Annotated in this window: 24 protein-coding genes; 6 read left to right on the top strand and 18 right to left on the bottom strand. The window is 73.4% G+C overall.

Features of this window, described 5'->3' with window-relative positions:
* The first annotated feature begins 9 nt into the window (after positions 1–9).
* Positions 10–1179 (top strand): THUMP-like domain-containing protein, encoded by a 1170-nt coding sequence (locus AOM07_RS13190; protein ID WP_062314561.1) that lies wholly within the window; start codon positions 10–12, stop codon positions 1177–1179.
* Here the strand turns inward: AOM07_RS13190 and AOM07_RS13185 are convergent.
* The gene (locus AOM07_RS13185; protein ID WP_084830317.1) at positions 1176–1472 is read right to left on the bottom strand and encodes a helix-turn-helix domain-containing protein; all 297 of its coding nucleotides are present in this window, start codon (positions 1470–1472) and stop codon (positions 1176–1178) included. The genes AOM07_RS13190 and AOM07_RS13185 overlap by 4 nt on opposite strands.
* Before the next feature lie 269 nt (positions 1473–1741).
* Here AOM07_RS13185 and AOM07_RS13180 point away from each other — a divergent pair, with 269 nt between their 5' ends.
* Both AOM07_RS13180 and AOM07_RS13175 read left to right on the top strand, forming a co-directional pair.
* Positions 1742–3313: a sulfatase family protein gene (locus AOM07_RS13180; protein WP_062314557.1), complete on the top strand. Its 1572-nt coding sequence runs from the start codon at positions 1742–1744 to the stop codon at positions 3311–3313.
* Positions 3314–3423: 110 nt separating this feature from the next.
* Positions 3424–4698 (top strand): anaerobic sulfatase maturase, encoded by a 1275-nt coding sequence (locus AOM07_RS13175; protein WP_084830316.1) that lies wholly within the window; start codon positions 3424–3426, stop codon positions 4696–4698.
* Positions 4699–4741: 43 nt separating this feature from the next.
* Here the strand turns inward: AOM07_RS13175 and AOM07_RS13170 are convergent, their stop codons facing one another.
* Positions 4742–5446, bottom strand: coding sequence for a LysE/ArgO family amino acid transporter (locus tag AOM07_RS13170; protein WP_062314555.1), 705 nt, complete (start codon positions 5444–5446; stop codon positions 4742–4744).
* A 70-nt stretch (positions 5447–5516) separates the two neighbouring features.
* On the opposite strand from AOM07_RS13170, the gene AOM07_RS13165 reads away from it, so the two are divergent.
* On the top strand, positions 5517–6392 hold the full coding sequence (locus AOM07_RS13165) for an ArgP/LysG family DNA-binding transcriptional regulator (protein WP_062314552.1): 876 nt from the start codon (positions 5517–5519) through the stop codon (positions 6390–6392).
* Positions 6393–6414: 22 nt separating this feature from the next.
* Here AOM07_RS13165 and AOM07_RS13160 read toward each other — a convergent pair whose 3' ends face one another.
* From AOM07_RS13160 to AOM07_RS13145, 4 genes are read right to left on the bottom strand one after another with little or no spacing between them, the layout of a single operon-like run.
* Positions 6415–8034 (bottom strand): glycoside hydrolase family 3 N-terminal domain-containing protein, encoded by a 1620-nt coding sequence (locus AOM07_RS13160; protein ID WP_062314550.1) that lies wholly within the window; start codon positions 8032–8034, stop codon positions 6415–6417.
* Positions 8034–9071 (bottom strand): tRNA (adenosine(37)-N6)-threonylcarbamoyltransferase complex transferase subunit TsaD, encoded by a 1038-nt coding sequence (gene tsaD / locus AOM07_RS13155; protein ID WP_062314548.1) that lies wholly within the window; start codon positions 9069–9071, stop codon positions 8034–8036. Before tsaD ends, AOM07_RS13160 begins: the two co-directional genes overlap by 1 nt.
* Positions 9072–9105: 34 nt before the next feature.
* Positions 9106–9453 (bottom strand): type II toxin-antitoxin system PemK/MazF family toxin, encoded by a 348-nt coding sequence (locus tag AOM07_RS13150; RefSeq protein WP_062314545.1) that lies wholly within the window; start codon positions 9451–9453, stop codon positions 9106–9108.
* On the bottom strand, positions 9453–9698 hold the full coding sequence (locus AOM07_RS13145; RefSeq protein ID WP_062314542.1) for a ribbon-helix-helix protein, CopG family: 246 nt from the start codon (positions 9696–9698) through the stop codon (positions 9453–9455). The genes AOM07_RS13150 and AOM07_RS13145 overlap by 1 nt, the downstream gene beginning before the upstream one ends.
* Positions 9699–9846: 148 nt before the next feature.
* Between AOM07_RS13145 and AOM07_RS13140 the strand changes: the two genes are divergently transcribed.
* Positions 9847–10476 (top strand): malonic semialdehyde reductase, encoded by a 630-nt coding sequence (locus tag AOM07_RS13140; RefSeq protein ID WP_062314540.1) that lies wholly within the window; start codon positions 9847–9849, stop codon positions 10474–10476.
* A 22-nt stretch (positions 10477–10498) separates the two neighbouring features.
* On the opposite strand, the gene AOM07_RS13135 is transcribed toward AOM07_RS13140, so the two are convergent.
* The 7 genes from AOM07_RS13135 to glmS all read right to left on the bottom strand — a co-directional run bounded on the left by AOM07_RS13135 (position 10499) and on the right by glmS (position 17789).
* Positions 10499–12766 carry a family 65 glycosyl hydrolase domain-containing protein gene (locus AOM07_RS13135; RefSeq protein WP_228374462.1) on the bottom strand — a complete coding sequence of 756 codons (2268 nt, stop codon included), beginning with the start codon at positions 12764–12766 and terminating at the stop codon, positions 10499–10501.
* 84 nt (positions 12767–12850) lie between these two features.
* A complete protein-coding gene (rimI, locus tag AOM07_RS13130; RefSeq protein ID WP_062314534.1) occupies positions 12851–13351 on the bottom strand; it encodes a ribosomal protein S18-alanine N-acetyltransferase in 501 nt (166 codons plus the stop codon).
* Positions 13348–13956, bottom strand: a complete 609-nt coding sequence (tsaB, locus tag AOM07_RS13125) for a tRNA (adenosine(37)-N6)-threonylcarbamoyltransferase complex dimerization subunit type 1 TsaB (protein WP_062314532.1) — start codon at positions 13954–13956, stop codon at positions 13348–13350. The genes rimI and tsaB overlap by 4 nt, the downstream gene beginning before the upstream one ends.
* A gap of 4 nt (positions 13957–13960) precedes the next feature.
* Positions 13961–14464, bottom strand: a complete 504-nt coding sequence (gene tsaE / locus AOM07_RS13120; protein WP_062314531.1) for a tRNA (adenosine(37)-N6)-threonylcarbamoyltransferase complex ATPase subunit type 1 TsaE — start codon at positions 14462–14464, stop codon at positions 13961–13963.
* The gene (alr, locus tag AOM07_RS13115; protein WP_062314529.1) at positions 14461–15567 is read right to left on the bottom strand and encodes an alanine racemase; all 1107 of its coding nucleotides are present in this window, start codon (positions 15565–15567) and stop codon (positions 14461–14463) included. The genes tsaE and alr overlap by 4 nt, the downstream gene beginning before the upstream one ends.
* Positions 15568–15921, bottom strand: coding sequence for a holo-ACP synthase (locus AOM07_RS13110; protein WP_062314527.1), 354 nt, complete (start codon positions 15919–15921; stop codon positions 15568–15570).
* Positions 15922–15923: 2 nt separating this feature from the next.
* Positions 15924–17789, bottom strand: a complete 1866-nt coding sequence (gene glmS, locus AOM07_RS13105; RefSeq protein WP_062314525.1) for a glutamine--fructose-6-phosphate transaminase (isomerizing) — start codon at positions 17787–17789, stop codon at positions 15924–15926.
* Between the two features lie 72 nt (positions 17790–17861).
* Between glmS and coaA the strand changes: the two genes are divergently transcribed.
* A complete protein-coding gene (gene coaA, locus AOM07_RS13100; RefSeq protein ID WP_062314523.1) occupies positions 17862–18836 on the top strand; it encodes a type I pantothenate kinase in 975 nt (324 codons plus the stop codon).
* A gap of 6 nt (positions 18837–18842) precedes the next feature.
* Here the strand turns inward: coaA and AOM07_RS13095 are convergent, their stop codons facing one another.
* From AOM07_RS13095 to rplM, 5 genes are all read right to left on the bottom strand, one after another.
* The gene (locus tag AOM07_RS13095) at positions 18843–19721 is read right to left on the bottom strand and encodes a class I SAM-dependent methyltransferase (protein ID WP_062314521.1); all 879 of its coding nucleotides are present in this window, start codon (positions 19719–19721) and stop codon (positions 18843–18845) included.
* Positions 19711–20454: a DedA family protein gene (locus tag AOM07_RS13090; protein WP_062314519.1), complete on the bottom strand. Its 744-nt coding sequence runs from the start codon at positions 20452–20454 to the stop codon at positions 19711–19713. Before AOM07_RS13090 ends, AOM07_RS13095 begins: the two co-directional genes overlap by 11 nt.
* A gap of 383 nt (positions 20455–20837) precedes the next feature.
* Positions 20838–22199, bottom strand: coding sequence for a phosphoglucosamine mutase (gene glmM, locus AOM07_RS13085; protein WP_062314517.1), 1362 nt, complete (start codon positions 22197–22199; stop codon positions 20838–20840).
* 10 nt (positions 22200–22209) lie between these two features.
* A complete protein-coding gene (rpsI, locus tag AOM07_RS13080) occupies positions 22210–22695 on the bottom strand; it encodes a 30S ribosomal protein S9 (RefSeq protein WP_062314515.1) in 486 nt (161 codons plus the stop codon).
* Positions 22696–22717: 22 nt separating this feature from the next.
* Positions 22718–23161 (bottom strand): 50S ribosomal protein L13, encoded by a 444-nt coding sequence (gene rplM, locus AOM07_RS13075; protein ID WP_042213112.1) that lies wholly within the window; start codon positions 23159–23161, stop codon positions 22718–22720.
* Between the last annotated feature and the right edge of the window lie 125 nt (positions 23162–23286).

Raw genomic sequence — 23286 nt, 5'->3', positions numbered from 1 at the left:
GATCCGGGCATGGACCCCGCCACCGCGCGCCTCACGGTGAGCCCCGCCTGCCTCGAGCTCGCGGCGTCGCTGGCCGACACGTCGCCGCGGGACGCGCTGGCCGTCGCAAGCCGGCTCCGGCGCGACGGCCACGAGCCGGCGCTGGTCGCCGCCGCGATGTCGCTCGCGGAGCTGCGCCGCGAGGCGCGACCGCGGCTGGGGCCCGCCGCCGACGCGATGGCCTTCCACCGCGCGGGCCTCGAGCAGGCGTCGCGCGCGGTCGTGTCGGCGCTGCATGCGGAACGCTTCGCGGCGGCCGGATGCCGCGCCGTCGCGGACCTTACCGCCGGGCTCGGCGCCGACGCGATGGCGGTCGCCGCGCGCGGGCTCGGGGTGGTGGCGTTCGAGGCCGACGAGGCCACCGCGATCCTCGCCACCCACAACCTGTCCCCCTGGCCCGACGCCCACGTGGTCCACGGCGACTCCCTCGCGCTGCTCGGCGAGGCGGACGTCGACGGCGTGTTCGCGGACCCCGCGCGCCGCAACGCCCGCGGCCGGCGCCACGACCCGTCCGACTACTCGCCTCCGCTCGACGCGGTGCTCGACCTGGCCCCGCGCTATCGCGCGCTGGGGGTGAAGGCCGGGCCGGGACTGCCGCACGAGGCCGTGCCCGCGGGCTTCGAGGCCCAATGGGTGAGCGTCGACGGCGACGTCGTCGAGGTCGGGCTGTGGGCCGGCGCGGCCGCGCGCCGGACCGGCCACAGCGCGCTGGTGATCCGCGGCGAGGACCGCCACGAGATCGCGGGACCGACCGACCGTGCGCCCGCCGGACCGCTGGGCGGGTGGCTGCTCGAGCCCGACGGCGCCGTCATCCGCGCGGGGCTCGTGGGCGTGCTCGCGGACGAGCTCGGCGCGCACCTCGTCGACCCGTCGATCGCGTACCTCACCGCGGACGCGGCCGTCGCGACGCCCTTCGCCCGCGCGTACCGCGTGCTCGAGCGCCTCCCGCTGGACGTCAAGGTGCTCGCGCGCGAGCTGCGGGCGCGCGACGTGGGCACCGTCGACATCAAGAAGCGCGGCGTCGACCTCACCCCCGAGCAGCTGCGGCCGCGGCTCAAGCTGCGCGGACCGCAGCGGGCCACGCTCGTCCTCACGCGGCTCGAGGGCCGCCACACGGCCCTGCTGGTGGAGCCGGTCTAACCCTGGCCCTCGCGGGCGGCCTTGAGCGTCTTGCTCACCATCTGCTGGCTCGTGCCGACCTCGCGCGCGATCGCGGTCTGCGACATGCCGGCGTCCGCGAGCGCGACGATGCGCGCCTTCGCGTCCGCGTCGAGAGCGCCCGCCCGCCGCGAGGGCCCGCCGCGGCGCCCCGTCATGATCGAGTCGACGCTCGATCGCGAGATCCCGACCGCGGCCGCGACGTCGTCGCGCCGCTCCCCCGCCTCGACGCGGCGACGCGTCTCCTCCACCTGAGCCTCCGTGAGCCGTGCCATGCGGACAGCCTAGGCACCCGGCCCGCCCGCGCGCCCGCCGCGAGCGCGGTCACCACCACCGCGGCGACGAGCGCGACGGCCCCGTTCCAGGAATGTCCACCAGTCGGTGGATATTCATCTAGGATGGTCGCCGTTGCTTGCGCCCCCGCGGTCCCGCCAGCCGGGCCGTCGCGGCGGCGCAGGCGATACGCACGCATCGAACAGCGAGGCGAGACGGCGGGACGCACGGCGCGGACCACGGTCGAGGCCACGCCACAAGGAGGACAACGATGTCATCAGAACTGCCCCCCGAGTCCCCGGAGCCCCGGGACACCACGCCGGACGCGCCCGCCGAGACGTCCGCGCCGGAGGAGACGGTCGTCGAGCCGCGCCGCAAGCGCGGCCGCGGCAAGAAGGTCCTCAAGGCGACCGGCCTCACGCTCGCGCTGCCCGGCGCCGCCGTGATCGCCGGCGGCGGCTACGTCGGGTTCAAGGCGCTGACGAGCAGCCCCGACAACTCGCCCGAGCACGAGGCGTCCAAGGACGAGTACCTGGACGCGCTCGCCGGCACCACCTCGTCGGGCGAGGCCCCCAACGTGCTTCTCGTCTACTACGACGACCTCGGCTACGAGGACCTCGGCTTCATGGGCGACACGCCCATCAAGACCCCGAACCTCGACGCGCTCGCCGAGGACGGCGCGGTGCTGACGAACTACCACTCGCCGTCGGCCGTGTGCACGCCCTCGCGTGCCGCGATGCTCACCGGTCGCCTCGCGCCCCGCGCCGGCGTGCCCGAGGTGCTGTTCCCCAGCTCCGGCGCGATGAACCTCATGAACCTCACGGCGGACGCCCACGGGCTCACGCAGGCCGAGATCACCATCCCCGACGTCCTGCAGGCGTCGGGCTATGACACGGGCATGATCGGCAAGTGGCACATCGGCGACACCGAGGGCTCGAAGCCGAACGACTTCGGCTTCGACTCGTTCCTCGGCTCGCTGTACTCGAACGACATGGCGCCCTTCTCGATCTACCAGGACGAGGAGGTGCTGCTCGAGACCGTCGACCAGACCGAGCTCGATGCCTTCTACACGGATGCCGCGGTCGACTTCGTGGCCGAGGCGGCGGAGAGCGACGACCCGTTCTTCCTGTACTTCGCCCACAACTTCCCGCACGAGCCCCTGTTCGCGGCGGAGGAGAACGAGGGCCGCTCCGACGCCGGCCTGTACGGCGACGTGGTCGAGGGGCTGGACGACGGCATCGGCCGCATCGTCGACGAGCTCGAGGCCACCGGCCAGCTCGACAACACCATCGTCGTGGTGACCAGCGACAACGGTCCGTGGTTCCAGGGCGACGCGGGCGACCACCGCGGCCGCAAGGGCATGGTCTACGAGGGTGGCCAGCTCGTGCCGTTCATCGTCCACTGGCCCGACGGCGTCGAGGGCGGCCAGACGATCGACACCATGACCATGGGCACCGACCTCATGCCGACGCTGCTGGACTGGATCGACATCCCGCTGCCCACCGACCGCGCGATCGACGGCTCGAGCATGGCCCCGCTCATCGCGGGGGAGAGCGACGAGGTCAGCGAGTTCTACTACTACTACGCCGGCAGCGAGCTGATGGCGGTCAGCGACGGCCGGTACAAGTACCACGCGCGCACGCCGTACCTCTACACGATGAGCGGCGACGTGTTCACCATCGGTGCGCACGTGAAGGGTCCCTGGCTCTTCGACCTCGAGGCGGACCCGAGCGAGTCGTACGACATCCTCGACAGCAACCCCGAGATCGGCGCGCGTCTCGCCGCCGAGCTCGAGCGCAAGAACGCCGAGATGGAGGAGAACCTCCGCGGCTGGGTCTCCTGACCCGAGCGTGAGCGATGCGGCCGTCCACGGCGACGTGGGCGGCCGCATCGTGCTTCCCCGGCCTCCGGTCCCGCCTCGCCCCACCGCCGCCCCCGTAGAATTGTCACCGTATGTCTGATTCACCGGATTCCCCCCGCCCCGTCGTCGTCGCCGTGCCCGGCCTCGACCCGCTCACCGCGGGCGGACGCCGCAGGCTGCCGTTCACGGTCCTGGCCAAGCCGACCGGCGCGGCGTGCAACCTCGACTGCACGTACTGCTTCTTCCTATCCAAGGAGCTGCTGTACGACAGCGACGGCCAGCGCATGTCCGAGGCCGGCCTCGAGTCCTACCTCGCGAACCTGCTGCGCTCGCAGCCGGACGGCGAGGTCGAGATCGCATGGCAGGGCGGCGAGCCCACGATGCGCGGGATCCCGTTCTTCCGGCGCGCGGTCGAGCTCGCGGAGCAGCTGCGCCGCCCCCAGCAGACGGTCCGGCACACCCTGCAGACCAACGGCACGCTGCTGGACGATGCGTGGGGCGAGTTCCTCGCGGTCAACGGCTTCCTCATCGGCCTCAGCGTCGATGGCCCGGCCCACCTCCACGACGCCTACCGCGTCAACAAGGCCGGCCGCGCGACGCACGCGCAGGTGATGCGCGGGCACGAGGTGCTCAAGCGCCACGGCGTCGACTACAACATCCTGTGCACCGTGCACGCCGCCAACCAGGATCACGGGCTCGAGGTCTACCGATACTTCCGCGACGAGCTCGGCGCCCGCCACCTCCAGTTCATCCCGATCGTGGAGCGCGTGACCCGGGAGCAGCTCCCCATCGCCGAGCAGGGATGGAAGGACGGCAACGGCACGCGCATCCTCTACCGGCAGGAGGGCGACGCCGTGACGAGCCGCAGCGTCGATCCCGCAGCCTGGGGCGAGTTCCTCGCGGCGATCTTCGACGAGTGGGCCGCGCACGACGTCGGCATGATGTTCGTCCAGCACTTCGACGTCATGCTGGGCAACGCGCTCGGGCAGTACTCGATGTGCGTGCACGCACCCGAGTGCGGCGGCGCGCTCGCGGTCGAGCACACCGGCGACGTGTACGCGTGCGACCACTACGTCGAGCCCGGCTTCTCGCGAGGCAACGTCGCCGAGCGGTCGCTGCAGTCGATCCTGCAGTCGCCCGAGCAGCGCGAGTTCGGCAAGGCGAAGCTCACGAGCCTGCCGTCGCAGTGCCGCGAGTGCCCGGTGCGGTGGGCCTGCCACGGCGGCTGCCCCAAGGACCGCTTCGACACGACCGCCGACGGCGAGCCCGGCCTCAACCACCTGTGCCCGGGGTACTTCCGGTTCTTCTCGCATGCCGCGCCGACGATCCGCCGCATGGCGGAGCTCGTCGGACCGACTCTCCGCTAGGCGGGCCCGCCGCACCCACGCGCTCGACGTGCGGGCGCGGCGCCTATGCGCCGGCCGCGAGCGTGACGGCCAGCGCCGCCATGACGAGCGCGATCGCGCCGTCGAGCACGCGCCACGCCCCGGGCCGCGCGAGCACGCCCGAGAGCAGCCGCGCCCCGTAGCCCAACGCCGTGAACCACACGGCGCTCGCCGTCGCCGCGCCCGCAGCGAACAGCCACCGCGCCTCGTGCGTCGACCCGACGGTGCCCATCAGCACCACGGTGTCGAGGTAGACGTGGGGGTTGAGCCAGGTGAGCGCGAGGCAGGCGGCGGCGACGGCGCGCCCCGACTGCGCGACCGCCACACGCCCGGACGATGCGGGGACCGCCGGGGACGATGCGGCGTCCTCGGCCGCGCGAGGGGCGCCGGAGGCCGCCGCGACCTGCGCGGGGACCACGACTCGCGCATCGTCCACCTCGAGGCGCTCCCCCTCCGGACGCAGCGCGCGCCGCGCCGCGAGCACCGCGTAGCCGAGCAGGAACGCGGCCCCCGCCCAGCGCGCGGCGGCGACGAGCCACGGCAAGCTCCCGACCGCCGCGCCCATGCCCGCCACCCCGGCCGCGACCAGCACCGCGTCCGATGCCGCGCAGATGAGGACGACGATCCCCACGTGCTCGCGCCGGAGCCCCTGGCGCAGCACGAACACGTTCTGCGCGCCGATCGCGACGATGAGCGAGAAGGCGAGGCCGAGCCCGGCGAGGTAGGTCATGGCGACACGGTAGGGTCCGGTTATCCACAGCACCACTAACAATTGTGAATACTACATTAGCGTTGCTCATATGAAGATCCCCGCCGACCTCGCGCAGACGCTGGCTGCCGTCGTCGACGAGGGGTCGCTCGACGCCGCCGCGAGGGCCCTGCACGTCACGCAGTCCGCTGTGAGCCAGCGGATGGCGACGCTCGAGCGGCTGACCGGGCAGGTGCTGCTGGTGCGCTCCCGACCGGTGCGGGCGACCCCGGCCGGCGAGGCCGTGGTCCGCTACGCCCGCCAGGTCGCGCTCCTCGAGGCCGAGGCCGCGGCCGCCCTGGGGATCGCCGACGACCGGCCCGCGCCGCTGCGCATCGCGGTGAACGCGGACTCGCTCGCGACGTGGCTGCTCGAGCCGCTCGCGGCGGTGCTGCCCGACCTGGGCACCACGGTGCATCTCCATCGGGAGGACGAGCAGTACACCGCGGACCTGCTGCAGCGCGGCGAGGTGGTGGGCGCGGTCACCACGCGGGCCGCCGCGGTCCCGGGGTGCTCCGTGACCCGGCTGGGGCGCATGCGCTACCGCGCGGTCGCGGCCCCCGCCTTCGCGGCGCGCTGGTTCGGCGAGGGCGTCTCCCCCGAGGCCCTCGCGTCGGCACCGGTGGTCGACTTCGATCGGCGCGACACCATCCAGACCCGGTGGCTCGAGGCGAGGGGCGCGGATCCGGACCGCCCGCCGCGGCACCGCGTCCCGTCGTCGCCCGAGTTCGCCAGGGCGATCGCCCTGGGGATGGGTTGGGGGCTGCTGCCCGCGGCCCAGCGCGAGGGGCTGGAGCTGGTCGACCTGGGCGGCCCGGTCGAGGACATGGCCCTGTACTGGCAGCAGTGGCGGGTCCAGTCGGCCGCGCTGGACACGGTCGCCGGCGCCATCCGCGAGGCGGCCCGCGGCGCCCTCGAGCCCGCGTAGGCCGCGCAGGCGGGGCGGCGGGTCAGGCCGCGCAGGCGGGCCGGGCGCCCGCGAGCTCGACGGGCCAGTCGCCGCCGGGCTCCGCATCGCCCACAAGCACGTCCGCGAGCCCGCGGATCGCCGCGGCCGAGTCGCCGTAGGTGGCGGCGTACGCGTCCGCCCGCGAGTCGAACAGGCCCCACGGGTCGCCGAGCGATACCACGACGTCGGCCGTCGCCCGGTACGCGCCCGAGGACAGCAGCGCGATCGACGTGCCGCCATCGCCCACCTCGATCCCGCGCGACGCGAGCGCGCGCTCGAGGGCCCGCACCGCACCGTCCGGGCCCCCGACGACGGTGGCCCGGCGCCGCACGAGGGGGCGCGAGCAGTCCTCGGCGGCCACGGTCGTGCCGGCTGCCGCGAAGACGCGTCCGTACGCGGTCGACGGCGCCTCGCCGCCGAGCCCGTCCGTCCAGCGCATCAGCAGGATGGACCGGGCCGCGGCCTCGTCGAGCCGGTCGCGCGAGAGGCGGCCGTCCCTGACCGCCGCGACGACCGCGTCGACGACGCCGCCGACGTCGCCGGGCATGAGCAGCACGTCAGCGCCCGCGCGCAGCGCGCGGACCGCGACCTGTCCCTGCGAGCGGCCGTCCGCGACCGCGGCCATGTTGAGCGCGTCGGTGATCGCGACGCCCGTGAAGCCGAGCTCCTCGCGCAGGTACGCGTACGCCTCGGGCTCGAGCGTCGCCGGGTCGTCGCCCCACTCCGGCACCGCGATGTGGCCGAGCATCACGACGGGCGCACCCTCCTCGATCGCGCGCGCGAACGGCACCATGTCCGTGCGGGCCAGCCGCTTCACCGCGCGCTCCTGCACCGGCAGCCCGGCGTGCGAGTCGACGGTCACGGACCCGTGCCCCGGGAAGTGCTTGATCACGGGCACGACGCCGCCGTCGACGAAGCCCTCGACCGCGGCGCTCACCGTCGCGGCGACGTCGTCGGGGTCGGCGCCGGCGCTGCGGGTGCGGATGATCGGATCGGCCGGGCCGAGGGTGACGTCCGCGACGGGCGCGTAGTCGACGTTGACGCCCAGCGCGCGCATGTCCGCCGCGGAGGACCGGTACGCCTCGGTGACCGCCGCATCGTCCGTCGCGGCGCCCGCCGCCATGAACGCGGGCAGGCTGGGCACCGCCCCGGAGAGCCGCGAGACCACGCCGCCCTCCTCGTCGGCCGACACCCAGACGGGCCAGCCGCGGTCGTCGGCGCCCTGGACGCGCGAGGTGAGGGCGGCGACCGCCTCGGCGGAGGGCGCGGCGCCGCCCATGAGGATCACGCCGCCCAGGTGGTGCTCGCGCACGAGCGCGGCCGCGGCCGCCGGGTCCGACGAGTAGAGGTCCGCGACGATCACCTGGCCCGCCGCGCGCCGCAGCGGCAGGTCGCGCGCGGTCGCGAGCGCGTCGTCCCAGTCGGCGACGGTCGGGCCCCAGGCGAGGGTCTCGACGGTCGGCGTCGGGCTGGACGATGCGGCGGGCGCCGGGGAGGTCGCGGTCGCCGTGGGCACGGGCGCCGGCGGGGTCGGCGTCGACGACGGCGCGGGGTCGCCGGCGGTGCACGCCGTCAGCATGGTCGCCGCGGCGAGCAGCGCGGCGGCCGCCCTCCGACGCATCAGACGGTGATGGTCGACAGCGGCATCGAGGAGTCGACGCCGATGCCGAGCGTGCTGGGCTTCACGCCCGCCTCGACGACCGCGGAGCCAAGCGCGGCGATCATCGCGCCGTTGTCGGTGCAGTACCGGAGCGGCGGGATGCGGACGTCGATGCCGGCGGCCTCGCCGCGCGCCTGGGCGAGCTCGCGCAACTGGCTGTTCGCGGAGAAGCCGCCGCCGATGACGAGCGTCTCGACGTCGTGCTCGCGGCACGCGTTGAGGGTCTTGGTCACGAGCACGTCGGCGACGGCCGCCGCGAAGCTCGCGCACACGTCCTCGACGGGGACCTCCTGGCCGGAGGCGCGGCGCGCCTCGACCCACCGCGCGACCGCGGTCTTGAGACCGGAGAACGAGAAGTCGTACGCGTGGTTCACCATGTCCTTGGGACGCGACAGCCCGCGGGGGAACGGGATCGCCTCGGGGTCGCCCTCGCGCGCGAGCCGGTCGACGTGCGGGCCGCCCGGGTAGGGCAGGCCGAGCAGACGGCCGACCTTGTCGAAGGCCTCGCCCGCCGCATCGTCCAGCGTGTGGCCGAGCTCGGTGACGCGCGTGGCGATGTCGTCGACCATGAGCAGCGACGTGTGGCCGCCCGAGACCACGAGGGCCATGGTGCGGTCCGGGAACCGGCCATGGACCAGCTGGTCGACGGCCGCGTGGCCGATCACGTGGTTGACGCCGTAGAGCGGGCGGCCGAGGCCGAGGGACAGCGCCTTGGCGGCGGAGACGCCGACGGTGAGCGAGCCGACGAGGCCGGGGCCCGAGGCGACGGCGACGGCGTCGACGTCGGACAGCGTGCGCCCGGCGCGGCTCAGCGCCTCGTCGAGCGTGGGCAGGACCGCCTCGAGGTGGGCGCGCGAGGCGACCTCCGGGACGATGCCGCCGAAGCGCGCGTGCTCGTCCATCGACGATGCGACGACGTCGGCGAGCAGCTCGCCGTCCTCCACGAGCGCGACGCCCGTCTCGTCGCAAGTGCTCTCGAGTCCCAGTACCAGTGCCACGGGTCAACTGTAGTCGGGCGTCCGCCGCGCGCGATCAGAGCGAGAGGAACGTGCGGAGCCCGAGGTCGACCTCCTCCATGAGATGAGCGGGGAGCAGACCCGTCTCGGCGCCGAGCGCGCCGCGGTCGACGGTCGCGATGGCGGTCACGTTCACGCAGGAGTCCTTCGCCAGCCCGGCCGTGCCCGCGGGCAGGAACACGTTGCCGGGAAGGTCCGCGAGCGCGGTGTTGTCCGTGATCGCGAGCACGGCGACCGTGCGCAGCCTCGACCGGTTGTACGCATCGTCCTGCACGACGAGGACCGGCCTGCGGCGCGCGGGCGCGCTCCCCTCCGGGGCACCCAGGTCCACCCAGCGCACCATCCCGCGCGCGAGCGCCGGCATCACCGGTCCTCGCGCTCGAGCAGCGTCCGCCCGGCGTCGAGCGCGAGCGCGGTGGACTCGTCCTCGGCGCTCGCGATCCGCTCGAGCACGCTGTCGATGCGCCCGGTGAGCGCCACCTCGTCGAGCTCGCGGAGATACCGCTGCGCCGCCACCGAGAGGAACTCCGAGCGGCTCATGCCGAGCGCGGCCGCACGCGTCGTCACCGCCTCGAACACCGGGTCGGGAAGGGAGATCGCCGTCTTCATGACCTCGAGTATGACTCGGTATCACCGCGCCGCCAAGGGGCTGTGGAGGCGCGCGGACGCGGTCCTCGGCGGCGACGATCGCTCGTCGTGCACGGCCGGGACCTCGGCCCGTCGCGGGCACCCGCCTCGAGGGCGCATCATGGTTGACATGACAACCCCGAACTTCCCCGAGTCGACCCTTGCCCCGTTCGCCCTCGACGACGCCGCCCGCGCCGCGCTGTTCACCTCCGCGCGCTCCGCGATCGCGTTCGACGACCGCCCGGTGGACCCGGCGCTGGTGACCCGGGCGTGGGACCTTGCGAAGTTCGGCCCGTCGAGCATGAACACGCAGCCCCTGCGCCTCGTCGCGGCCCGCTCGGAGGCCGCCCGCGCGGCCGTCATCGAGTCCGCGATGCCCGGCAACCGCCCCAAGCTCGAGCGGGCGCCGCTGCTGCTCGTGGCCGCGCACGACGACCGCTTCCACGACCACCACGAGCACATCGCCCCGGGCATGGCCGGCTTCCACGAGCGCTTCGAGTCCAACCCCGGGATGCGCGCGGGGCTCGCCCACTCGGGCGCGATGCTCCAGCTCGGCTACCTCATCGTCGCGCTGCGCGCCGAGGGCCTCGCCCTGCGCCCGTACGGCGGCTTCGACAAGGCCGCGCTCGACGCCTCGCTCATGCCCGCGGGGTGGCGCTCGGAGGTCATCCTGGGCGTGGGCCACCCCGCCGCGGGCGACGACCTGTCGGGCGACCGCCGGGGCCGCATCGCCGCCGAGGTCGGCGTCCGCGAGCTCTGACCCGGCCGGACCGAACCGGGCGTCACGCCCGGTTCGCGACGGACGCCGGGGCGCCCTGCTCGACCGTCACGGGGCCGTCCCCCACGAGGATCTCGAGCGGCTCCCCCTCGACGAGTGTGAACTCGGTGGACGAGGGGCCGACCGCGACCCGCAGCAGCCGCCCGCGGTAGCGGATCATGAAGCTGTAGCCCTGCCAGTCCTCGGGACAGAACGGCGCGAACCGCAGCCTCTCCCCGAGCCCGCGCATGCCGCCGAAGCCCTGCACGATCGCGAGCCAGGCCCCGCTCATCGACGTGATGTGCAGGCCGTCCTCGGTGTCGTTGTTGTAGTTGTCGAGGTCCAGCCGCGCGGTGCGGCTGTAGAGCTCGACGGCCTTCTCCGGCATGCCGATCGCCGCGGCGAGCACGGAGTGGATCGATGCCGACAGCGACGACTCGTGGACGGTCATCGGCTCGTAGAACGCGAAGTTGCGGCGGATCTCCTCCATCGTGAAGTCCTCGGTGAACGTGTACATGCCCTGCAGCACGTCCGCCTGCTTGATGTACGGCGAGCGCAGGATGCGGTCCCATGACCACCTCTGGTTGAGCGGCAGGTCGTCCTCGCCCAGCGCGGACACCGGCGCGAGCGCCTTGTCGAGGAACCCGTCGTGCTGGACGTTGACGCCCAGCTCGTCGTCGTGCGGCAGGTACATCCTCGCCACGATGTCGCGCCACCGCTCACGCTCGGCGTCGTCGACGCCGAGCTCGGCCGCGCGCCCGGGAAGGCCGGCGAGCACCTCGTCCGTGTAGCTCAGCACCCATCGGGCCAGGTAGTTCGTGTACCAGTTGTTGTTGATGTTGTTCTCGTACTCGTTCGGCCCGGTGACGCCGTGGATCATGTAGCGGTCGGCGCGCGCGGACCAGTGCACGCGGCCCGCCCAGAACCGCGCGATCTCCGCGAGCACCTCGACGCCCTCGGCCTCGAGGTAGGAGCGGTCGCCCGTGTAGTCGGTGTAGTAGCGGATCGCGTGCGCGATGGCGCCGTTACGGTGGATCTCCTCGAAGGTGATCTCCCACTCGTTGTGGCACTCGACCCCGTCGAACGTGACCATCGGGTAGAGCGCGCCCGGAAGCCCCTGCTGGCGGGCGTTGTGCCGGGCCTGCGGGAGCTGGCGATGGCGGTAGTGCAGCAGCGCGAGCGTCACGTCCGGTTCCGCGATCGACATGTACATGGGGACCAGGAACGCCTCGGTGTCCCAGTACGTGGCGCCGCCGTACTTCTCCCCCGTGAAGCCCTTGGGGCCGATGTTGAGGCGCTCGTCCTCGCCGTAGTACGTGGACAGCAGCTGGAAGATGTTGAAGCGGATGCCCTGCTGCGCGGGAGGGTCGCCCTCGATGACCACGTCCGCCTGCTCCCAGCGGGCGGACCAGGCCGCCGCCTGGTCCTCGCGATGGGCCCCGTGCGGGCGGGACGATGCGGCGTCCAGCAGCGCCGACGCGACGGCCGGGTGCGCGCGCGGCTCGTGGTCGCGGGAGGTGACCACCGCGACCGCCTTGTCGAGCGCGACGCGGTCGCCGGGCGCGACCGTCGCGGCGAACGTGCGGCCGGTCGACAGCGCATCGTCCCAGGCGTCCGTGGGCTCGAGGCCCTCGGCACGGGTATCCATCGCCGCGGTGACCGTGAAGCGCGGCGTCCCGAACGGGTTGGGCCGCGTGGTCATGACGAGCATGCCGGGACGGCGCTCGACGCCCGGCTCGGGCTCCCAGAACGTCTCCGCGTAGTTCGCGTCGAGGTTGTGCACGTCGCCGTCGAGCAGGGGCGTGATCTCGAGCGTCCCCTCGCCCTCCTCGACCTCGATCTCGACCCGCTGGAACGACAGCTCGGGGGTGACGATGCTGAGGAAGCGGTCGAAGCGCACGCGCAGCGCGAGCCCCCCGGCCTCGCATCGGTAGGTGCGCGTGAGGCAGCCGCGACGCAGGTCGAGCGCGAACCGGAAGTCCGAGGACGGGACTGCGAAGAGGTCGACCGGCTCGCCGCCGGCACGGATCCTGATCGCGCCGATGTCGACCGCGTTGACGACCTTGCCGAAGTACTCCGGGTAGCCGTTCTTCCACCAGCCCACCCGGGTGCGGTCGGGGAACCACACGCCCGCGATGTAGGTGCCGAGGTGGCTGTCTCCCCCGTAGCCCTCCTCGAAGTTGCCCCGCGCGCCCATGTGCCCGTTGCCGAGCGACATGAGGCTCTCGACGAAGCGGATCCGCGCGGGGTCGAGCGTCGTGACCGCCACCTCCCACGGATCGATCTCGACCATCTGAGACGCCATAGGGGTCCACCGCCTTCGCTCGACCCTTCTTCGCACCCTACGCGGGCGGCGGGGCGGCGTCGCGCGGGCGGGTCAGGCGCCGGGCTCGTAGCCGGTCAGCTGCACCCGCATCACGAGGGCGTCGAGGCCCTCGGGCTGGTAGTACTTCCTGCGGATCCGCACGTCCTCGAAGCCGTAGGCGCGGTACAGCGCCAGCGCGACCTCGTTGTCGACGGCGACCTCGAGCCACGCGTCCGGGGCGCCCTGCTCGCGGGCCTCGGCCATGAAGTCGTCCATGAGCGCGCGGCCCAGCCCCCGGCCGCGCGCCTCGGGCACCACGGCGAGGTTGAGCAGGTGGAACGCGTCCCCGTCGTAGCCGTACACGGCGTAGCCCGCGAGCGCCCCGTCCAGCTCGATGCCCCGGTACCGGGTGAGCCCGTAGAGGTAGTCGTCGGCGATGAGCTCGCGCGACCACGCGGAGGCGCCGAACATGCGCTGCTCCTGCTCGGCCATCCACGGCAGGTCCGCCTTGACCAGGTCGCGGATGACCCAGGCGGGTGCGGCGCCGGCGTCGGCGCCCGGGGCGGAGGTCACGCCCCCGGCACGCCGTGCACGTCGGGGCGGCGCAGGTACAGCGGCTCGGTGGGCATCTCCTCGCCCGCGGCGCGCAGGCGGTCCGCGACGCCCACGAGCAGCGCGGGGTCCGGGTCGCCCTCGACCGCGCCCGGGAACGCGTCGGGGTAGAGCAGCGCCCCGCGGCCCACCACGGCGCCGGCCACCGGCACGTCGGCCGGGGCGCTCACGGCGGGCCCGGCGACGCGCACGCCGTCGCGGTACGTCGCCCAGTAGACCTCCTTGCGCCGCGCGTCGGCCACCACGGTCGCCTCGCCGGGCAGGGAGGCGCCGAGCGCGTCGAGCGAGCACACGCCCTCGACCGGGATGCTCCACACGTGCCCGAGCGTGCGGGCGGTCATGAGGCCGACGCGCAGCCCGGTGAACGGCGCGGGGCCGGTGCCGACCACGATGCGGGTGAGGTCGGCGCGCGCGGCGCCCGCCTCGGTCAGCGCCTCCTCGATGAGCCCCGACAGCAGCTCCGCGTGCCCGCGGGGGTTGAAGGCGGAGCGCCGGGCGAGCAGCTCCCCCGACGGGGAGACGAGCGCGACGGCGATGGCGGACGACGTGTCGAGGGCGAGGATCACGGCTCTAGCCTACGAGCGCGACGCCGGCCCAGCGGTCGCCGTGGGTGGTGAACGTGACGGTGCGCAGGCCCTCGTCGGGCCGTTCCATGTCGACCTCGCCGCCGTGCTCGCGCGCGATGACGACGTGCACCCGGTCCTGCGACAGCTGCTCGGCCTTGTCCTCGCCCCACTCGACCACCGTGATCGAGCTGTCGACGGTGGCGTCGAGGTCGAGGTCGTCGAGCTCCGCGAGCGAGTTGAGGCGGTACGCGTCGACGTGGATGAGCGCGGGCCCGCCCACCTCGGAGGGGTGCGTGCGCGCGATGATGAACGTGGGGCTCGCGACGGGGCCGCGGACGCCGATCGCGTCGCCCAGGCCCTGCGTGAACGTGGTCTTGCCGGCGCCCAGGTCGCCGCTGAGGATGACGACGTCGCCAGCGCGCAGATGAGGCGCGAGCACGTCGCGGGCGAGGGCCCGCATCGCGTCGCCCGTGGCGACGTCGAAGGTGGCGGACGATGCGCTGGTCATGCCGGGTGCTTCTCCTTCAGGCCGCCGAAGCGGCAGACGATCTCGTAGTCGATGGTGCCCGCCGCATCGGCCCACTCGCGAGCCGAGGGGCCGTCGGCGCCGATGAGGACCACCTCGTCGCCCGCCCGCGCGGTCGCGTCGGGCCCGAGGTCGAGCACCACCTGGTCCATGCACACGCGGCCCGCGATGACGAACCGGCGCCCGCCGACCGCGACCGGGCCGCGGCCCTTGCCGGCGGAGCGGAAGATGCCGTCGGAGTAGCCGGCGGTGACGAGCCCGAGCCGGGTGTCGCGCGGCGTCGTGTACTCGTGGCCGTAGCTCACGCCCTCCCCCGCGGGCACGTCCTTGACGAGCGCGAGCGACGCGGTGACCCGCATCGCGGGCTCGAGCCCGAAGCCCTCGCCGGCCGGGTCCTCCACCGGCGGCAGGCCGTAGACGGCGATGCCAGGGCGGACGAGGTCGAAGTGGAGGTCCGGCCGGGTGAGCGTCGCGGCGGAGTTGGCGAGGTGGCGCACCTCGAGCGCGACGCCGCGCTCCTCGATCACCGCGACCGCGTCGCGGAACACGCCGGCCTGGCGGTCGATGGTGGGGTGGCCCGGCTGGTCCGCCCACGCGAGGTGCGACCACACGCCGACGACCTCCACCGCATCGTCCGCCGCGAGCGCCGCGTCGAGCAGCGCGGGCAGCGCCTCGGGGCGCACGCCCTCGCGCGACAGCCCCGTGTCGACGCACACGTGGACGCGGGCGCGCAGGCCATCCATGCGGGCGGCGGCGACGAGCGTGTCGAGCACCTCGAGGGACGAGGCGCTGACGTCCACGCCGCCGCGGATGAGCGCGCGGGCGGGCAGCTCGGGCCCGTACAGCCAGCACAGCACGCGGCCGGTGTCGCCGGCGGCGCGCAGCGCGAGCGCCTCGTCCGGCTGCGCGACGCCCAGCCAGGCCGCGCCGCCCTCGCGGGCCGCGCGGGCCGCGCCCGCCAGCCCGTGGCCGTACGCGTCGGCCTTCACCACGGCCATCACCTCGGCCGTGGGCGCGTAGGCGCGCAGCCGCTCGACGTTGCGCGCGATGGCGCCGTGGTCGATGCTCACCTGCAAGCGGGTCATTCAGCCCTCCCCGATGACGACGGCGGAGGCGATCCCCGCGTCGTGCGACAGCGACACGTGCAGCGACGTCATGCCAAGCGCGGCGACGCGCGCCGCGACGGTCCCGGTGACGAGCAGGCGCGGCTGGCCGCCGTCCTCGCGCGTCACCTCGCAGTCCTGCCAGCTCAGCCCCGCGGGCGCGCCGAGCGCCTTCGCGAGCGCCTCCTTGGCGGCCCACCGCGCGGCGAGGCTCGCGTGGCCCATCCCGCGCTCGGCGGGCGTGAAGACCCGCTCGAGGAAGCCCGGCGAGCGCTCGAGCGCGTCCTCGAACCGTGCGATCTCGACGACGTCGATGCCGAGGCCCAGGATCGCCACGCTCACTCCACCGTGACGGACTTCGCGAGGTTGCGCGGCTGGTCGACGTCGTAGCCCTTGGCCGCGGCCAGCTCGAGAGCGAACAGCTGGAGCGGCACCACGGACAGCAGCGGCGTCATGAGCACCGGCGCGGAGGGCACGTAGAACACCTGCTCGGCGTAGTTCTCCGCCTCCTTGTCACCCTCCTCCGCGATGACGAAGGTGCGGGCCCCGCGCGCGCGGACCTCCTGCACGTTCGAGATCACCTTGGAGTGCAGCGACTCGCGGCCGCGCGGGCTCGGCAGCACGATGAAGACCGGCTGGCCCTCCTCGACGAGCGCGATGGGACCGTGCTTGAGCTCGCCGGCGGCGAAGCCCTCGGCGTGGATGTACGCGAGCTCCTTGAGCTTGAGGGCGCCCTCGAGCGCGACGGGGAAGCCCACGTGGCGGCCCAGGAACAGCACCGTGCGCTCGTCCGCCATGCTGCGCGCGAGCTCGCGGATCGGCTCGGACGTGTCGAGGACGCGCTGGATCTTCGCGGGGATGGCGTCGAGCTGGTCGAGCAGCGACTCGATCTCGTCGGGGAACTTGTTGCCGCGCAGCTCGGCGAGGTAGATGCCGAGCAGGTAGACGGCGGTGATCTGCGCGAGGAAGGCCTTGGTCGACGCGACCGCGATCTCCGGCCCGGCGCGCGTGTAGAGCACCGCGTCGGCGTCGCGGGCGATGGTCGAGCCCTGCGAGTTGACGATCGCGATGACGGGGGCGCCCTGCTGCTGCGCGTGGCGCACCGCCATGATCGTGTCCATCGTCTCGCCCGACTGCGAGATCGCGACCACGAGGGTGCGCACGCTCACGACGGGGTCGCGGTAGCGGAACTCGTGCGCGAGCTCGACCTCGACCGGGATGCGGCACCAGTGCTCGATCGCGTAGCGGCCCACCAGGCCGGCGTACGCGGCGGTGCCGCACGCGACCACGATGATCTTGTCGATCGAGTTGAGGATCGTCTCGTGGATCATGCCGCCGTCGAGCTGGAGGCGGCCGTGCTCGTCGATGCGCCCGCGCAGGGTGTCCGCGACCGCCGTCGGCTGGTCGTGGATCTCCTTCTCCATGAAGGTCGCGAAGCCGCCCTTCTGGGCCGCCGAGGCGTCCCAGTCGACGTGGTACGGCTCGCGCTCGACCACGAGGCCGCGGATGTCGGTGATGGTGACGCCGTCGGGCGTGATCTCCACGACCTCGTCCTGGTGCAGCTCGAGCGCGGTGCGCGTGTGCTCGATGAACGCGACCACGTCGGAGCCGAGGAAGTTCTCCCCCTCGCCCAGGCCGATGACGAGCGGGCTGTTGCGGCGCGCGCCCACCACCGTGCGGGGCTCGCGCGCGTCGACCGCGAGGAGCGTGAACGCGCCGTCGAGGCGGCGCGTGATGGCGCGCATCGCATCCGCGAGCGACAGCCCGCGGTCGATCTCGCGCGCGAGCAGATGGCCCGCGACCTCGGTGTCGGTCTCGGACAGGAACTCGACGCCGTCGTCGAGCAGCTCGCCGCGCAGCGCCGCGAAGTTCTCGATGATGCCGTTGTGGATGATCGCGACGCGCCCGCCCGCGGCAAGGTGCGGGTGCGCGTTGGCGTCCGTGGGCGCGCCGTGCGTCGCCCAGCGGGTGTGGCCGATCGCCGCGGTCGCGGCGGCCAAGGGGTGCTCGGCGAGCTCCTTCTCGAGGTTGACGAGCTTGCCGGCCTTCTTGCGCATGCCCACACGCTCGGTGTCCTCGGTCACGACCGCGATGCCGGCGGAGTCGTATCCGCGATACTCCAGCCGCGCCAGACCCGACATGACCACGCCCTGCGGGCGGCCGCCGGGCGCGCCCGACCCCACATAACCGACGATTCCGCACATGCCCCCGAGTCTAGAGGCCGCCCCCGGGCGCGCGGCGCAGGCCGGGCACGCGCATCGTCCCGGGGTCGGACGATGCGCAACAATGGGCGGGTGAACGAGGCGCGACGGTCCGACGCGGGCACCCCGTACGTCACCCTGACCCGCGACGAGTGGGCGGCCCTCGCCGATGCGACGCCGCTGCCGCTCACCGCGGAGGACGTCGCGCGCGTGCGCGGCCTGGGCGACCCCATCGACATCGCGGAGGTCGACCGCATCTACCGGCCGCTGTCGCGGCTGCTCGACCTCTACTCCGGCGCGACCGGCATGCTCCACGGCGCCACCAGCGAGTTCCTGGGCGAGCGGGCCTCCCGCACGCCGTTCGTCATCGGCGTGGCCGGATCCGTCGCGGTGGGCAAGTCGACCACCGCGCGCCTGCTGCGCGAGCTCATGGCGCGCTGGCCCTCCTCGCCGCACGTCGAGCTCGTCACCACGGACGGCTTCCTCTACCCCAACGAGATCCTCAACGAGCGCGGGCTGATGGCGCGCAAGGGCTTCCCCGAGTCCTTCGACCGGCGCGCGCTGCGCGACTTCATCCTCAAGGTGAAGTCGGGCGAGGCCGACGTGCGGGCGCCCGTGTACTCGCACCAGGTCTACGACATCGTGCCGGGCAAGGAGGTCGTGGTCCGCCAGCCCGACGTGCTCATCGTCGAGGGGCTCAACGTGCTCCAGACCGCGCAGCCGCGGGAGCCCGGCGCCTCGCAGCTCGCGGTGAGCGACTTCTTCGACGTGTCGATCTACGTCGACGCGCACCCGGACGACATCCGCCGCTGGTACATCGAGCGCTTCCTCGCGCTGCGCGAGTCCGCCTTCGCGAAGCCGGACTCGTACTTCCACTCCTACTCGACGCTGACCGACGAGCAGGCGCAGGCCGTCGCGGGCCAGGTGTGGGACACGGTCAACGCGCCCAACCTCGCGCGCAACATCGCCCCCACCCGCTCGCGCGCGACGATCATCCTCAACAAGGGGCCGGACCACCGCGTCGAGTCGGTCCGCATGCGCAAGCTCTGACGCCGGCTACGGCCGTCGCGCCACGATGGTGAGCGTGCAGGGCACCACGGCGGCCTCGCCGCCCGGCCACGCGAAGTCGCCGTCGGGCAGCTCGACCATCCGCTCGGAGAAGCGCCACGGCAGGGTCCGGCCCTCGTCCATCGCCTCGATCACGAGCCCCGCCTGCAGCAGCGCGGTGACGATCTCGGAGACGGGATGCGCCCACTCGTACGTGCGCGTCGCCTCGACCTTCCCGTCCCCCACGTACGTCGCGTCGTCGTCCCACTGGAGCGCGCGCCCGTCCGAGAAGTAGCGGTAGCGGGCCACGAGCTCGTCGCGGTCCTCGTCGATGGTGCCGAGCATGGGATGGCCGTCGCGGAAGTAGAGGATGCCGCCGGTGGTCAGCAGCGCGGCGATCTGCCGTGCCCATGCCGCCAGGTCGGACAGCCAGCCGATCGTGCCGATGCTCGTGTAGACCACGTCGAACGCGCGGTCCTCGCCGAGCGCGGCGTCGACGAGCGCCCGCGCCTCGAGCACGTCGCCCTCGACCCAGCGGGCGTCGACGCCCGCCGTATCGGCCAGGCGGGCGGCGGCCTCGAGCGCGGGGGCGGAGAAGTCCACTCCGACGACGCGCGCCCCGGCGCGGGCCAGGGACACCGTGTCGGTGCCGATGTGGCACTGGAGGTGGCACAGATCGAGCCCGGCCAGCGTGCCGCCGTCGAGGTGCCGCTCGAGAACCGGCAGGTCGTGCCGCACGACGCTGGAGAGATGGGCCGGGTCGGCGGCGAAGGCGTCGACACCGTAGGCCTCGACGTGGAGCGGCACGCGGTCGTCCCAGTTGGCGAGGTTCGCGGCGCGCGCGTCCTCCCAGGCGACGTCGACGCCGTCGACGGCCTCAGGCGGCATCGTCGGACCCGCCCTCACCGCGTCGGCGCTCGCGACGCGGCGGCCGCACCTGCAGCTCGCCGGTGAGAAGGCGCTCCTCGATCTCCTCCGACAGGCTGGGCATCTCGGGCTCCGCGAAGCCCAGCCGCGCGAGGACCTTGTCGATGAGGATGCCGATCACGACGCCGCCGACGACGCCCACGAGGATCGACACGAGGATGTTCTCGAAGATCGACCCTGCCCACACGCCGAGCGCGCAACCGTAGGTCGCCCAGATCGCGACGGCGACCGCGTCGACGACCATGAACCACTGGCGCGGGTAGCGCAGCGCGCCCGCCGTGAGGTTGACGGCGACGCGGCCCATGGGGATGAAGCGGGCCGCGATGATGAAGGTGGTGCCGCGCCGCTCGAGGGTCGACTCGGCCCAGTCGAGCGTCTTGCGCATGCCGGCGCGCGCGAACAGCGGGTGCTTGCGGACGTCGAGCTTCGAGCCGATGAGGTACGCGAGCTGGTCGCCGCACCACGCGCCGGTCGCGGCCGCGATCCAGATGATCCCGATCCACGGCGTGCCGGTCTGGGCCCACCCGGTCGCGGTCGCGATGACGACGGACTCGCTCGGCAGCACCGGGAACACCCCGTCCAGCAGCGACAGGATCCACACCGCGGGGTAGATCCACAGCGACTCCATGAGCGACTCGACCCAGATCTCGACGGTGTCGATCCAGTCGGTCAGGAGGTGCCAGAGCTCGTTCACGAGGCCAAGTCTGTCAGGTGCGCCCGCGCCCGGCGATCGGGGGATGCCCTGATCCGCGGCTCATCCCCCGGTCCCGCGACGGTGCGCACGGATCCGCGTTCGCGACGCCGTGCGCGCCGGCCGCATGGCCGCACGCGCCGTCCCCGTGGCCGCACGCGCCGTCCCCGTGGCCGCACGCGCCGTCCCCGTGCGCCAACTTCGAGGATTCCGGGTGGAGAACGCGCACTTCCCACCCGCCGATCGCGGAATTGAGGCCGATGCGGCGATCGACCGGGCGAGGCCGATGCAGCGATCGACCGGGCGAGGCAGATGCGGCGATGGAACAGGCGAGGCCGCCGGGCGACCACAGCGCGGGGCCGAGGCGGCTCCGGGCGCGCGTCAGGTCAAAGCGACAGGCGGTCGCGCACGACCGCGGCCAGCGCCTCGCCGTGGCGCTGCGCCTCCTCGGCCGTCGCGGCCTCGACCATGACGCGCACGAGCGGCTCGGTCCCGGACGGGCGCAGCAGCACGCGCCCGGTGTCGCCCAGCTCGCGGCGCGCGGCGCTCACGGCGGCCTGGAGCTCGCGGTCGGTGTGCACGCGCGAGCGGTCCGCCCCGCGCACGTTGATGAGCACCTGCGGCAGCGTCTCGATGCCGGCGCACTGCTCGCGCAGCGGTCCCCTGGAGGCGACGCGCGCGGCGACCAGCAGCGCCGACAGCACGCCGTCGCCGGTGGTCGCGTAGTCCGAGACGATGATGTGGCCCGACTGCTCGCCGCCCAGCGTGTAGCCGGCGTCGCGCATGGCCTCGAGGACGTACCTGTCGCCCACCGCGGTCTCGACGATGTCGATGCCCTCGCGGCGCATCGCCTGGTGCAGCCCGAGGTTGCTCATCACGGTCGCGACGAGGGTCGAGCGGTACAGCGTGCCGGTGTCGCGCATCGCGATGGCGAGGAGGCCCATGATCTGGTCGCCGTTGACGACCGCGCCCGTGTGGTCGACCGCGAGGCAGCGGTCGGCGTCGCCGTCGAAGGCCACGCCGAGGTCGCCGCCGTGCTCGACGACGGCCGCCTGGAGCGGCCCGAGGTGCGTGGATCCGACGCCGTCGTTGATGTTGAGGCCGTCGGGCGACGCGTTGATGGTGGTGACGCGGGCGCCGGCGGCGGCGAGGGCCGCGGGGCCCACCGCGGAGGCGGCGCCGTGCGCGGCGTCGACGACGATGTGGACGCCGTCGAGCGGCTCGTCGGAGCCGGCGAAGGAGCGGACGGCCGCCACCACGTGGTCGACGTACTCGCCCGCGAGGGCGGCGGAGGGGACGATGCGCCCGACGGCCGCGCCGAGGGGCCGCTCCCAGGCCTCGCCCACGCGCGCCTCGATGGCCTCCTCGACGGAGTCGTCGAGCTTGTGGCCGCCGCGCGCGAAGAACTTGATGCCGTTGTCCGGCATGGGGTTGTGGGATGCGGAGATCACCACGCCCAGGTCCGCCTCGGTGGAGGCGGTGAGGTAGGCGACCGCGGGGGTGGGCACGACGCCCACGTCGAGCACGTCGACGCCCGCGGAAGCAAGACCGGCCGCGACAGCCGCGCTCAGGAACTCGCCTGAGACGCGGGTGTCGCGGCCGATGACGGCACGAGGACGGTGCCCGGAGAACTCGCCCCGTTCCCCCAGGACGTGAGCCGCGGCGACCGCGAGGTCGACCGCCAGCTCCGCCGTGAGGTCCCGGTTGGCCAGGCCCCGGACACCGTCCGTGCCGAAGAGTCGCGCCATGCGCGAGAGATTAGCGCTTCGAGTACTGCGGCGCGCGGCGGGCCTTCTTGAGACCGGCCTTCTTGCGCTCCACGATGCGGGCATCGCGGGTGAGGAAGCCGGCCTTCTTGAGCGTCGCGCGGTTGTTGTCCTCGTCGATCTCGTTGAGCGCGCGGGCCACGCCGAGGCGCAGCGCGCCGGCCTGACCCGACGGGCCGCCACCGTGGATGCGGGCGTGCACGTCGAACTTGCCCTCGATGTCGAGGAGCGCGAACGGCGAGTTCACCAGCTGCTGGTGGACCTTGTTCGGGAAGTAGTTCTCGAGCTCGCGGCCGTTGATGACCCACTTGCCGGTGCCGGGCACCAGGCGCACGCGGGCGACGGCCTCCTTGCGACGGCCGAGGCCGGCGCCGGGGGCGAGGTTGGTGACACCCTTGCCGCGCTCGGCAACGGTCTCGGTGGTGTACTCGGACGGGGTCTCGTTCTCGACCTCGGTGGTCACATCTGCCACTTTCATCAATCCTTAACTGCTGCGGCGCTTACTGCGCGACCTGGGAGATCTCGAAGACCTCGGGCTGCTGCGCGGCGTGCGGGTGCTCCGCGCCGGCGTAGACCTTGAGGTGCTTGAGCTGGGCGGCGCCGAGCTTGGTCTTGGGCAGCATGCCCTTGACCGCGTTCTCGATCACGCGACGGGGGTTCTTCTCGAGGAGCTCGCCGATCGGGACGGCCGACAGACCGCCCGGGAAGCCCGAGTGGCGGTAGACCATCTTGTCGGTGAGCTTGTTGCCCGAGAGGGCCACCTTCTCAGCGTTGATGACGATGACGAAGTCACCGCCGTCGACGTGGGGCGCAAAGGTCGCCTTGTGCTTGCCGCGGAGCAGCGAAGCGGCCTGGGAGGCCAGACGACCGAGGACCACGTCAGTAGCGTCGATGACGTACCAGTTCTTGGTGACGTCACCCGGCTTGGGAGAAAACGTACGCACTGTGAAGCCTTACTTCTACTCGTTCTGGTGGACGGTGCCGTGATGGCACCGCGAAGCAATCGGTCGGCGGGTCCTGCGGCGGCGAGTGGGAGGCACCGTCCACGAGGGAACGCACAACGACGCAC

This window comes from Demequina rhizosphaerae (genome assembly GCF_000971255.1).
GTDB lineage: Bacteria > Actinomycetota > Actinomycetes > Actinomycetales > Demequinaceae > Demequina > Demequina rhizosphaerae.
Note: the sequence above shows the minus strand (reverse complement) of the source record. Positions and strands in the feature narration are given on the sequence as shown.